General features: G+C 39.3%; 10 protein-coding genes. 2 read left to right on the top strand and 8 right to left on the bottom strand.

Features of this window, described 5'->3' with window-relative positions:
* Window positions 1–60 precede the first annotated feature (60 nt).
* The 4 genes from HC728_RS16345 to HC728_RS16330 all read right to left on the bottom strand — a co-directional run bounded on the left by HC728_RS16345 (window position 61) and on the right by HC728_RS16330 (window position 2,513).
* The gene (locus tag HC728_RS16345) at window positions 61–552 is read right to left on the bottom strand and encodes a DUF2489 domain-containing protein (RefSeq protein ID WP_012532708.1); all 492 of its coding nucleotides are present in this window, start codon (window positions 550–552) and stop codon (window positions 61–63) included.
* A gap of 2 nt (window positions 553–554) precedes the next feature.
* A complete protein-coding gene (yihI, locus tag HC728_RS16340) occupies window positions 555–1,100 on the bottom strand; it encodes a Der GTPase-activating protein YihI (RefSeq protein WP_005416931.1) in 546 nt (181 codons plus the stop codon).
* On the bottom strand, window positions 1,100–1,741 hold the full coding sequence (locus HC728_RS16335; protein ID WP_011260949.1) for a class I SAM-dependent methyltransferase: 642 nt from the start codon (window positions 1,739–1,741) through the stop codon (window positions 1,100–1,102). The genes yihI and HC728_RS16335 overlap by 1 nt, the downstream gene beginning before the upstream one ends.
* Before the next feature lie 154 nt (window positions 1,742–1,895).
* Window positions 1,896–2,513, bottom strand: coding sequence for a cytochrome c (locus HC728_RS16330; protein WP_011260948.1), 618 nt, complete (start codon window positions 2,511–2,513; stop codon window positions 1,896–1,898).
* Window positions 2,514–2,801: 288 nt separating this feature from the next.
* Here HC728_RS16330 and yihA point away from each other — a divergent pair, with 288 nt between their 5' ends.
* Window positions 2,802–3,449, top strand: coding sequence for a ribosome biogenesis GTP-binding protein YihA/YsxC (gene yihA, locus HC728_RS16325; RefSeq protein WP_190395759.1), 648 nt, complete (start codon window positions 2,802–2,804; stop codon window positions 3,447–3,449).
* Between the two features lie 719 nt (window positions 3,450–4,168).
* On the opposite strand, the gene polA is transcribed toward yihA, so the two are convergent.
* Together polA and HC728_RS16315 are read right to left on the bottom strand one after the other, a co-directional pair.
* Window positions 4,169–6,967 (bottom strand): DNA polymerase I, encoded by a 2,799-nt coding sequence (gene polA / locus HC728_RS16320; protein ID WP_017018903.1) that lies wholly within the window; start codon window positions 6,965–6,967, stop codon window positions 4,169–4,171.
* A gap of 700 nt (window positions 6,968–7,667) precedes the next feature.
* Entirely contained in the window at window positions 7,668–8,339 is a 672-nt protein-coding gene (locus HC728_RS16315) for a 7-cyano-7-deazaguanine/7-aminomethyl-7-deazaguanine transporter (RefSeq protein ID WP_017018904.1), read from the bottom strand.
* A 343-nt stretch (window positions 8,340–8,682) separates the two neighbouring features.
* Here HC728_RS16315 and glpT point away from each other — a divergent pair, with 343 nt between their 5' ends.
* Window positions 8,683–10,047 carry a glycerol-3-phosphate transporter gene (gene glpT / locus HC728_RS16310; RefSeq protein ID WP_005416914.1) on the top strand — a complete coding sequence of 455 codons (1,365 nt, stop codon included), beginning with the start codon at window positions 8,683–8,685 and terminating at the stop codon, window positions 10,045–10,047.
* Between the two features lie 54 nt (window positions 10,048–10,101).
* On the opposite strand, the gene HC728_RS16305 is transcribed toward glpT, so the two are convergent.
* Window positions 10,102–10,392 carry a DUF3630 family protein gene (locus tag HC728_RS16305; protein ID WP_005416912.1) on the bottom strand — a complete coding sequence of 97 codons (291 nt, stop codon included), beginning with the start codon at window positions 10,390–10,392 and terminating at the stop codon, window positions 10,102–10,104.
* Between the two features lie 3 nt (window positions 10,393–10,395).
* Complete coding sequence (gene recQ, locus HC728_RS16300) at window positions 10,396–12,231, bottom strand: ATP-dependent DNA helicase RecQ (RefSeq protein WP_065597126.1); 1,836 nt, start codon at window positions 12,229–12,231, stop codon at window positions 10,396–10,398.
* Window positions 12,232–12,372: the final 141 nt, after the last annotated feature.

The following is a 12,372-nucleotide window of genomic DNA, read 5'->3' as shown; positions in this document are numbered from 1 at the left end:
CATAAAACATCTGCTTCATAAAGCCGATGACTTCAATGCAGTAGTAAATAGAAGTGTCGATCAGATCATTTTAATATCAATATTTTGATTCAGTGGTTTAACGCGATCATGTAATTGTTGAATCTCTTCTTTAATCGCATCTTGTAGGCGAGCTTCCGCTTTAGTTCGAACCAAGTTATCTTTCATTCGATCTTTTTTTGCGAGTTCTTGTCTTTCATCGCCACGCGCCATGTCTTTAACAACATGGTATAACTCAGATAATGCTGGGTATTCTTTTTCTACATCAATACGCTCATCTTCTTGCAGATAATCCATGATGCAGTACAAACGAATAGAGAGCTCTGAGAAATCACATCGGTCTTGAAGACCGGCTTGGCAAAGTAATACCACATTCTCAAAAATATTGGCGTTACGTTTCTGTATCGCCAATTTTCTATGTTGTTCTTGCAGTTCTTTTTGCTTTTTTAACTTCATCAGTAAGCTGCCAGCATAACCGGCTAACGCAAGAATAATTGCACCACCAAGCAGTGCTAACAGGGTTACTGTAGACATAATTATTTAAAATCATCCATATTGAAGTCATCAAATTCCGCTAGAAGATCATCATCACTTTTTGCTTTACGCTCTGCGAACTCTGGGAACTCTTCAATTTCTTCAGGCTCTTCGTCATCTAATAGACCTAAACGACCCATTAGGTGTTCAATGCGAGCCAGTTTTTCATCTACATATTTCTGTAGACCAGTACCTAGGTTCTCACCACTGTCTAGACGATCTAAAAGAACCATTAGTTGCGCATCATTTTCTAACATTGCTAGTTCTTGCTCGTTAGTCAGACGACGTTCTTGCTTAGTTGTTTTTTGCTTTGCATCAACAACTAGCTGAATTGGTTTTTTACTACCAATACGTGGATCTTTTTTCTGTGCATTACGACGAGCTTGCTCTGCGTTGCTTTCTGCATTACGAGCACCGGCTTTTAAACCTTTACGTTTTCTTTTACGCTTAAGTTCACGACTTTCAACATCACGGTCTGTACGGTTACGAGTAACAACAACTGGTTGGCTCGACATTCCCGGCTTACGGGCTTTTTTAATACGGCTCATTACTGGGTTTTCCTCAGTAAAATGACATCTTTTCCAACAAACTCCAGTTCAAGTTGATATTGCTTGGCAATAAACTCAAAGGTTTCAATGCTAAAAAAGCTGACATGGGTTAAATCATTTTTGTAATGCCAAGTGGCAAACGCGCTTTCGTCCCTGGCTAGTTTCGTCATGATACCTAACCAACCTCCAGGTTTTACCAAGCTCAATAACAATTCCAGTTCGTTTTGAGGTTGATAAAAATGCTCAACAGCTTCTGTACAACTGACGAAGTCATACTGCTTATTCAGCACGCTCTTATCTGGGGCGTAATAAATATCATAAAGTTCGACGTGGTGACCGGCCTCTCTCATCATATGAGCAAGTAAAGGTCCAGGACCACACCCAAAGTCTAGTCCTTGTTGAGGTGTCTCACCAACACGTGACAACAAAGGCTCTGCAAATCGTGATAAGAAGGTTCTATACCCTTCATCGTCAAGATTATTTTCATGGAGGTCATAGTGAGCTTTTTCGTTCTCTGCATCTAAACGGTCAGACTCATCCACATAAACAAGATGACATTGCTGGCATCGATAATATCGACGTCGCTTATCTTGATGGAAATCATCAGCCTTAGAATGTTGACACAAAGGGCAAGATTGCATGTGAACCCACTCCACTACCTGAAAATTCTAGGGCGGGAAGTATACCCGATACTGGTGCAAAGATAATCGTTTTAACCGATTTTTTAATAAAAAAAACAGCTACGAGAGCTGCTTCTTTAAATTTAGACGTAATGATGATGCGAATTACATTAAATTAATGCAGTCCACCCACATATTTCGATAACGTATCAATGTCTTCATCAGTCAGTTTTTTCGCAATATCACGCATCATTGCATTCATATCATTTGCACGATCTGCTGAACGGAATTTCTCTAGTTGTGCTTTCACATAATCAGCATGTTGACCAGAGATTTTAGGGAAGCCAGATAGTGATGTACCGTTACCACGAGGACCATGACATGCAACACACGCAGTAATACCACGCTCCATATCACCCGCTAAGTACAAGGCTTTACCTTCTGGAATCACCTCTTCTGGTGTTGTATTGTCGGCCATTGGTAACGAGGCAAAATAGGCTGATAAATCCATAATATCTTGCTCTGTTAATGGCATTGCCATACCACTCATTACTGGCTCTAGACGACCTTGCTTACCTTGAGTTTCCATTCCTAACTTAAATTCTTTAAGTTGCTTCTCAAGATAGCCGGCGTGTTGGCCTGCAATATTCGGATATTGAGTCAAAGTACTGTTGCCTTCTTGACCATGACAAGCGGCACATGTTGCAGATTTTTGCTTCCCAGCTTCGATATCTCCTTGAGCCCATGTTGAGCAACTAGCTAGGAGAGTTAATATCAGCGCTAATTTTTTCATGACATTCCATTTATTATTATCGTTCCTGCACAATGAGTTACTCTTTTTAACAAGATTTATTTACATTGTGTTGGATATTAAGCTTCCAGTACCGCTCTAAATTGGCTACAGCATGATACAATGAGCGGCCTTTACCGTTTTCATTCTAAGTTTGTCACTAAAAAGTTAATAATGACTAACTTGATGCGGTTATTTTACACATTTTCACAAAAAAGTAATCAGCTGACTACAATAATCCAACTTGGATCATTATCTACAGCTTGGTTTTAGTCGAGACGGAGTTAACCAGTGAGCAAAACTATTCACTACCAAAAGACGCATTTCATTACGAGTGCACCAGATATTCGCCATCTACCTGAAGATGAAGGTATTGAAGTTGCCTTCGCTGGCCGTTCTAATGCGGGTAAATCAAGCGCATTAAATCGCTTAACCAACCAGAAAAGCCTAGCAAAGACTTCTAAAACACCTGGTCGTACTCAGCTTATTAACTTGTTTAAAGTTGAAGAAAACTGTCATATCGTTGATTTACCGGGATATGGTTTCGCTCAAGTACCACTTGAGATGAAAAAGAAATGGCAGAAATCGTTAGGTGAATACCTACAAAAACGCCAATGTTTACAAGGCTTGGTTGTGTTAATGGATATTCGTCATCCACTAAAAGACATCGACCAACAACTTGTTTTCTGGGCTGTAGACCAAAATATCCCAGTACAAATCCTATTAACGAAAGCAGACAAGCTGAAAAGCGGTGCTCGTAAAGCACAGGTGCTTAAAGTTCGTGAAGCTGCTGTTGATTTTGGTGGCGAAGTTGAAGTTGATGCGTTTTCATCTTTAAAAGGCATTGGTGTTGATAAGCTGCGCGCTAAACTAGATGAGTGGTTTGCACCTGCTTTTGAGCTAGATGATGAATTCATCGAAGATCTGGATACTGAATAACCCTATTTAGCACTATTACCCACTCCGATGAGTAATTCATTAGCTTTGGGGAAATAAAAACCCCACCTTAAGTAAGGTGGGGAAATGGGAGAGATAAAGAGGTTGTTATTATTTTTCTGCCGCGCATCATGCTACAAATCCGCTACATATCCAACCCATCAACATCTATCTATTTTTAATTAAATCAATAAGATTAAAAAGCACTCAAAAAAACACACTTAAATTGAACCAAATCAAATAAATCAATTTAAAATCAAAGTTTTAAGATAATTAAAAAAATAAATTATCAATTCAGTAACGTGTAATAAAAATTACATATTGTGGGAAAATTACAAGAAGCGAAAAACACAGATAAGAGTTTTTAGAAGGCCAGAAAGAAAAAACGCCCCAGTCAAAAAGGTTGACTGAGGCGGCTGAATTTAGCCAAATTCAATAACGTGAAACAAAAGGTCTGAAAGATAGAACATCTTTACCTCTGTACCCTACGCAGATAAATGTACAACAAACGAACAGTTTTGAAAACCTTTATTTGTAATTTTTTTTCAGTTTCGTATCAAAAAACACAACAAATACCTGACAAACTTCACTTTATTTTAGGTAAAAAAAAGCCAACGCGTGCGCTGGCTCATAGTTTTAATTTCAGTTGTAACTGAATTACAATTTAATCAGTAACGTAACTAATCGATAGATACATTTATTCAAATGATTGTGACACAAGATTAGTGCGCTTCATCCCAGTTATTACCAAAACCGGCTTCAGCAACGAGTGGAACATCAAGTTGAACAGCTTGCTCCATGAGTTCTCTTACTTTAGTCGTCACTTCATCTAATGCGTCTTCTTTTACTTCAAAAACCAATTCATCGTGCACTTGCATTAAAAGATTCACACGATCTTTTCCTTCAGTTTCAACCCATTCATCAACCAAGATCATCGCTTTCTTAATGATGTCAGCAGCAGTACCTTGCATTGGGGCATTAATCGCTGCACGTTCTGCAGCTTTACGACGCATACCATTTCGAGCATTGATTTCAGGTAAGTGCAGACGACGGCCATATAACGTCTCAACATAACCTTGTTCAGTCGCTAATAAACGCGTCTCTTCCATGTACTGCATCACTCCTGGGTAACGCTCAAAATACACATTCATGTAATCTTGTGCTTCACCACGAGGGATCCCTATTTGTTTAGCAAGACCAAACGCACTCATGCCATAGATTAAACCAAAGTTAATCGCCTTAGCACGACGACGATCTTCTGAAGTCACCTCTTCAATAGACACGCCCTTCACTTCTGCTGCTGTCGCTGCGTGAATATCTTTACCAGCCGAGAAAGCCGCTAATAGCGCTTTATCTTGAGATAAATGAGCCATAATACGCAATTCAATTTGAGAGTAATCGACTGCTAGAATTTTCCAACCATGAGGGGCAACAAACGCTTGGCGAATACGGCGACCTTCTTCGTTACGAATTGGAATATTCTGTAAGTTTGGATCGGTTGATGATAAACGACCTGTCGCTGTTACCGCTTGGTGATAAGAGGTATGTACACGGCCTGTAGATGGATTAATCATCTTAGGAAGTTTATCTGTATAGGTCGATTTTAGTTTCGCTAAGCCACGGTACTCTAAAATCAATTTAGGCAATGGGTAATCAAGCGCCAACTCTTGCAGCACTTCTTCATTTGTCGATGCCGCTCCAGAAGGTGTCTTCTTAATTACTGGCAGTTCCATTTTCTCAAATAGAATGGTTTGAAGTTGTTTTGGTGAATTCATATTGAACTCTTCACCAGCAACTTCAAATGCTGCTTTTTCTAACTCATCTAAACGCTGACCGATTTCAAGTGATTGTGCTGACAGCAACATATCATCAATATAAACGCCTTTTCTCTCCATACGAGAAAGGACAGATACCAATGGTAATTCAATATCTGTAAATACTGATTTTAGTTTTTCATCGGCTTCTAATTTCGCATTCAATACATGGTGCAGACGCAATGTGATATCCGCATCTTCAGCGGCATAAGGTGCAGCTTGCTCTAAAGCGATTTGGTTAAAGGTTAATTGCTTTTTACCTTTACCTGCAATTTCTTCAAATGAAATGGTGTTATGTTGAAGGTAACGCAATGCCAAACTGTCCATATTGTGCTTACCAGCAACGCTGTTATACACATAAGACTCAAGCATAGTATCGAATTTAATGCCTTTCATTTCGATATCATAGCGCGCCAAAACACTCGCATCGTACTTTAAGTTTTGACCAACTTTTGCTTTATTGTCATCTTCTAAATACGGCTTTAACTGCTCAAGTACCCAATCACGATCCAATTGTTCTGGAGCATCAAGGTAATCATGTGCAACGGGAACATAAGCCGCTTCGCCTTCTTCTACAGCAAATGATAAACCAATAAGATTAGCAACCATGTAATCTAAGCTATCGGTTTCAGTATCAAAAGCCGCAACATCGGCATTGTTTAGTTTGTCTAGCCATACGCTAAACGCTTCTTTAGTTAAAATCGTTTCGTATTTTGAACGATCTACTTGAGCGGCAACAATTAGCTCTTCTTCTGCATCATCTTGCTTACTTGAAGTTGATACGCTATTAGACGATGTTTCATGTGAAACGATCTTACCGTCGCTTCCATCTAACATTTCAGTTAACCAACGCTTAAAGTTCATTTGACCAAACATTTGGATCAGTTCATCTACGTTTGGCTCTTGTTTAACAAACTCTTCTGGCGTTTTATCCAGTTCAACATCCAACTTAATCGTTGCTAATTCATAAGAAAGGTAAGCCCCTTCTTTGTTATCAATTAGCTTTTTAGCCATGGTTTTAGAACCACGGAAACCAAGAGGAGCTATATCATCAAGATGTTCATATAAAGCATCTAAACCACCAATGCCTTGCAATAATGCTTTAGCGGTTTTATCACCAACACCTGGAACACCAGGAATGTTATCCACCTTATCGCCCATTAATGCTAAGTAATCAATAATAAGCTCTGGACCAATACCAAACTTCTCAACCACACCTTCAGGATCCATGATCACATTAGTCATGGTATTAATCAGAGTGACATTTTCATCAACTAATTGTGCCATATCCTTATCACCAGTACTGATAAGAACTGGGATCCCAGCTTTTGATGCTTGAGAAGCTAACGTACCGATTACATCATCCGCTTCTACGCCTGGAATAGAAACTAAAGGCAAACCCATCGCTTTAATTAGCTTGTGTAGTGGCTCAATCTGACAACGCAGATCATCAGGCATTGGTGGACGATTTGCTTTGTACTCTGGGTACATATCGTTACGGAACGTTTTGCCCTTTGCATCGAAGATAACCGCAATACGATCAGTTTCAAATTGCTTTAACAGACTACGAAGCATGTTAATTACGCCATATACCGCACCTGTTGGTTGTCCATCACCATTAGTGAAGTTAGGTGCAGCATGATATGCGCGGAAAAGATAAGAAGAGCCGTCTACTAAAATAAACGGATTATCAGGAATTCTTGCCATAGTCTGTAATATCCAGAGGGTTGATGATCAGTGAATTTCATTCTATACCATGACTCAATAACAACAAAATACTGTCCTTCGTTGCTTTGCTCATTAATTCACATAAAAAAAGAGTTATTCAGACAACCTCCACTTCTGTGGATAACTCTGTTTGTAATTATTTTTTGCTTAATTAATAACTTATTTATCAATCAAGAAAAAAGAAATTAAAAACTAAAAAATCAAAAACTTAGACCAATAAAAACGATCCACAAAGAGATCCTTTCTTGATCATGCTTTGTGGACAATAATATTAAACACACCTTTTTATTGCTAAATTTTTCACCAAACCCGATCGGATTTTTTATAAAATTTCTTGCTGTCAGTTCAAAAAACGGACAAAAAAAAGCGGCGTCTTCTTAAATGAAGCGCCGCTCAGCAAAAAGAGAACAATGGTAATACGTTTGTACGTCCACCACTGCTCATGTAGCTGATTTACACTGGAAGCAATGTGAGCAATGTCGTGCCTTCTTGAAATAGTGCGGATAACTCCGTGTGCGTATTCCCTGAAGACAAGTTAATAATAACCATTCTCATTTAGAATGCAATAAGTAAATGAGAAAAGATCTCAACTAATTTCAATATCCCTTTTATTTCAATAGTATAGGTAATAAAAAAGGCTAACATAATGTTAGCCTTTTCTTCTTTGGATCATTTTCGCTTACACCTGTGAAGGCTGCGTCGCTAATTGATGACCTTCAGAAGTTAACTTACGAGTTAGATAATTCAATAACACACCATACATTGGTACAAACAAGCCTAAACTGATCACCAGTTTGAAACCATAATCAACCAATGCAATTTCTGTCCAATGCTCTGCCATAAAGGCATCAGGGCTTTGGTAGAAAGCAATGCTAAAGAAAGCCAGTGTATCTAATGCGTTACCAAACAATGTTGAGCATGTTGGTGCTACCCACCACTGCTTTAATTGACGTAGACGATTAAATACATGTACATCTAATATTTGACCCAGTAAATAAGCCATAAAGCTTGCTACTGCAATACGTGCAACGAATAAATTAAACTCGCCAAGTTGAGAAAAACCTTGGTACTGACCTTCAAAAAATACCACCGATAAAAAATACGATACCGCTAATGCTGGCAACATAACAAAGAAGATAATACTTCTTGCCATTTTGGCACCAAAAATACGAACCGTTAAATCAGTAGCGAGAAAAATGAATGGAAAGGTAAACGCACCCCAAGTGGTATGAAACCCAAAAATAGTAAAGGGTAACTGAACCAAATAGTTGCTTGATGCGATAATTACAAGGTGGAATACAACAAGGAAAGATAAAGCGTTGCGCTGTTGCGCGGGCGTAAATGTACTCATATAAGTACCTTTTTGTCATTGGGGGCGAGGGAACCCAAATTAAACACAAAGCTAAAATCACCGTTTATTTACGTAATGACTCTAGCCAATTTTTAGGGCGGTGATTATACATTAACCGATTTTGATCACAAGATTTAAAAACAACCAAAATGAGCAAGGCGTTAACCAAATCAGGGGATAGTCTAAGCGTACTCACAAACTTCAAAACATCTCTTCTTTATTTATACAAATCGACCATCTGACACAGTTTTCTAAACCAATCATTATAATAATAGCCAAAATTTCGAACGAACCTAAAAATAGGTTCGATAATGAAAATTAATAATAAAATAAGAGGTCGGCTATGTTTGGTGTTTTTAAACCTAAAGCACATATCGCACAACTCCCAACGGGAGAAATCAGTAGCACTTATAAGCGGTTACGATGGCAACTTTTTCTCGGCATTTTCTTTGGTTATGCTGGATACTATCTTGTTCGAAAAAACTTCAGTTTAGCAATGCCTTACCTTATCGAACAAGGATACAGTCGAGGCGATTTAGGGGTTGCTCTGGCTGCGGTATCTATCGCTTATGGTTTATCTAAATTCTTAATGGGAAGTGTTTCTGACCGTTCCAATCCTAGATATTTTCTCAGTGCTGGTTTGGTCATGTCTGCCCTCGTTATGTTTTGTTTTGGCTTTATGCCTTGGGCAACTGGCAGCATTACTGCCATGTTTATCTTATTGTTTTTAAATGGTTGGTTCCAAGGGATGGGATGGCCAGCCTGTGGTAGAACCATGGTGCACTGGTGGTCAAGAAAAGAGCGTGGTGAAATAGTTTCGGTATGGAACGTTGCACACAACGTCGGAGGTGGATTAATTGGCCCACTATTCCTTCTTGGTTTATGGGCATTTAATGATGATTGGCGAACTGCGTTCTACGTCCCTGCTTTCTTTGCTCTTCTTGTTGCTTTTTTTGTTTGGTTAACAGTAAGAGATACACCTCAATCATGTGGTCTTCCGCCAATTGAAGAATTTAAAAACGACTATCCAGATGATTATGATTCGGCATATGAAACAGAAATGACGGCGAAAGAAATCTTCTTTAAATACGTTTTTTCAAATAAATTGTTGTGGTCAATTGCAATTGCTAACGCCTTTGTTTACTTGATCCGTTATGGCGTTTTAGATTGGGCACCAGTTTACTTAAAAGAAGCCAAAGAATTCACTGTTGATAAATCTTCTTGGGCATATTTCCTATATGAGTGGGCAGGTATTCCTGGCACCCTTCTATGTGGTTGGATTTCTGATAAGTTGTTCAAAGGAAAACGAGCTCCTGCAGGGATTCTATTTATGGCGTTAGTGACTATTGCGGTATTGGTTTACTGGTTTAACCCAGCAGGAAACCCAACCGTTGATATGATCGCATTGGTTGCTATTGGTTTCTTAATCTATGGTCCGGTAATGCTCATTGGTTTATATGCGCTGGAATTAGCACCTAAAAAAGCGGCGGGTACAGCGGCAGGATTAACAGGATTATTTGGTTACCTTGGCGGAGCTGTTGCAGCGAATGCACTGCTTGGTTATACCGTTGACCACTTTGGTTGGGATGGTGGCTTTATGATCTTAGTTGCCTCTTGTGTCATCTCTATTGTTTGCTTAACTTACGCACTAATTGGTGAGCAAAAGCATCATAAAGAAAAGATTAAGAAAGAAAGCCACATGGCTTAATCCAAAAAAAACGGCTGTATATCTACAGCCGTTTTCTTTTAAAAATTAAGCCAATTAAAACAAACCGACAATAAAGTTCAGCTCATCAATCGCCTCTCCTGAAGATAAGCTTTCTAACCATACGGAGTTTGAATAGTGCTCTGCTCGCAGCAGTAAATGCGTTCCTTCAAAATCAATGAGCCATGAATGCAAGTCCGCATCCACTTGTTGCTCTATCACCTTTGCATCCATTGCTGAAACCAATTGTTTTCCCACGTCATTGAAGGTATCAAAATCGAACTCAGGAATGGCAAAAATAATGCGTCCAACTTCTTTATCAAATTCAATAACTGAAAATAAACTCATGACTTATCCTTGTCCTGTTAAGTGCATTTCAATTAAATCTAAAAATGGATCAGCATATTTTTCAAGCTTCTTCTGCCCTACGCCATTTACCGCTAACATCTCTCCATAAGAGGTCGGTAAAATGTCAGCCATATCCATTAAGGTTGCATCACTGAATACCACATAAGGCGGTAAGTCATCTCGATCTGCAATAGATTTACGTAACTTACGCAATTTAGCAAATAGCTGTTTATCGTAATTACGATTATTCAATTTCTCTGATTTTGCCGTTTTTGCTGCAATATCCAATCGCGGTACTGCTAATTCTAACGGTTCTTGCCCTTTTAAGATTGGGCGAGCTTCTTCTGTTAGCTGTAATGTAGAGTTTCGAGTGATATTTTGAACTAATAATCCTTTATGGATTAATTGTCGAATAATACTCACCCAATATTCATGACTGTGCTCTTTACCGATACCATAGGTCGATAACTTATCATGTCCATGCTCACGAATACGGGCAATTTTAAGCCCACGAAGTACTTCCACTACATAACCAACGCCAAAGCCTTGATTAACTCGATAAACACAAGAAAGTGCTTTTTGTGCCGCCTCTGTCCCATCAAATTGCTTTGGCGGATCTAAACACACATCACAGTTACCACAGGGCTTTGCACTGTATTCACCAAAGTAGTTAAGTAATACTTGGCGACGACAGGTTTGTGCTTCAGCAAAGGCTGTCATCGCATTTAATTTATGGCTTTCTACAAGCTTTTGAGGGCCTTCAGGCTTCTCTTCAACCAGTTTTCTTAACCAAACTATATCGGCAGGATCATAAAGCATGACCGCTTCTGCTGGCAGACCATCACGCCCCGCTCGACCTGTCTCTTGGTAATAAGATTCGATGTTCTTTGGAATATCAAAGTGAGCAACAAAACGTACGTTGGATTTATTGATCCCCATACCAAAGGCAACCGTCGCAACGACGATTTGAATATCATCTCGTTGAAAGGCTTCTTGAACGTAATTACGCTCATCCAAATCTAAACCTGCGTGATAAGACGCCGCACGAATATGGTTGTTGCAGAGCTTCTCAGTCAGCATTTCAACTTTCTTACGACTACCACAATAAATCACACCACATTGATTTTTTTGCGTCGCAAGATAGCGAACAATCTGGCTCACCGGTTTATGCTTTTCTAATACCGTATAACGAATATTTGGGCGATCAAAACTGCCCAAGTATTGATGCGGATCAGGCAAAGAAAGACGATGTAGAATATCTTTACGAGTGGCTTCATCAGCAGTCGCGGTGAGAGCCATAATCGGAACACTAGGAAAACGCTGTTTAATCTGTCCTAATGATGCATATTCAGGACGGAAATCGTGACCCCACTGCGAAATACAATGCGCTTCATCAACAGCGATCATACACAAGTTTAGAGACTCTAAACGATCCATAAAGTCACGCATCATCACACGCTCAGGCGACACATAAAGCATTTTCACCTGACCAGCATTCACTCGATTCCAAATCGCTATTTGCTCTTCACGCTCAATGGTTGAGTTTAAGCACTCTGCTTTTACCCCATTCGCTTTAAGTTGATCAACTTGGTCTTTCATTAAGGATATTAACGGTGAAATCACCAGTGTTAGCCCTTCAAAAACCAACGCTGGGATCTGATAACAAAGCGACTTACCACCACCAGTAGGCATGATGACAAGACTATCCTTACCTTCTAAGACAGCATTGATGACTTCTTCTTGTCCAACACGGAATTCTTGGTAGCCAAACACGTCTTTTAAAACCGTGTAACTTGGCGACACCTCTTCCATTGGTTGTTCTGCGATCATGCTGGACATAAAAAACTCATCAATAATATGGGAGGCTCATTCTACCCATGCTTATCGGTGAGTAAAAGAGCAATAGGAAAAAACACGGCATATTCGACACTGTATTATCTTCAATACACGATTAAAAAAGCATCTTTTTCTAACGTCATA

This window comes from Aliivibrio sp. S10_S31, assembly GCF_014694495.1.
GTDB classification, from domain to species: Bacteria; Pseudomonadota; Gammaproteobacteria; order Enterobacterales; family Vibrionaceae; genus Aliivibrio; species Aliivibrio fischeri.
Note: the sequence above shows the minus strand (reverse complement) of the source record. Positions and strands in the feature narration are given on the sequence as shown.

Coding starts and splice junctions, on each gene's coding strand:
- HC728_RS16345 (WP_012532708.1), bottom strand. CDS start 552: ATGTCTACAGTAACCCTGTTAGCACTGCTTGGTGGTGCAATTATTCTT.
- yihI (WP_005416931.1), bottom strand. CDS start 1,100: ATGAGCCGTATTAAAAAAGCCCGTAAGCCGGGAATGTCGAGCCAACCA.
- HC728_RS16335 (WP_011260949.1), bottom strand. CDS start 1,741: ATGCAATCTTGCCCTTTGTGTCAACATTCTAAGGCTGATGATTTCCAT.
- HC728_RS16330 (WP_011260948.1), bottom strand. CDS start 2,513: ATGAAAAAATTAGCGCTGATATTAACTCTCCTAGCTAGTTGCTCAACA.
- polA (WP_017018903.1), bottom strand. CDS start 6,967: ATGGCAAGAATTCCTGATAATCCGTTTATTTTAGTAGACGGCTCTTCT.
- HC728_RS16315 (WP_017018904.1), bottom strand. CDS start 8,339: ATGAGTACATTTACGCCCGCGCAACAGCGCAACGCTTTATCTTTCCTT.
- glpT (WP_005416914.1), top strand. CDS start 8,683: ATGTTTGGTGTTTTTAAACCTAAAGCACATATCGCACAACTCCCAACG.
- HC728_RS16305 (WP_005416912.1), bottom strand. CDS start 10,392: ATGAGTTTATTTTCAGTTATTGAATTTGATAAAGAAGTTGGACGCATT.
- recQ (WP_065597126.1), bottom strand. CDS start 12,231: ATGTCCAGCATGATCGCAGAACAACCAATGGAAGAGGTGTCGCCAAGT.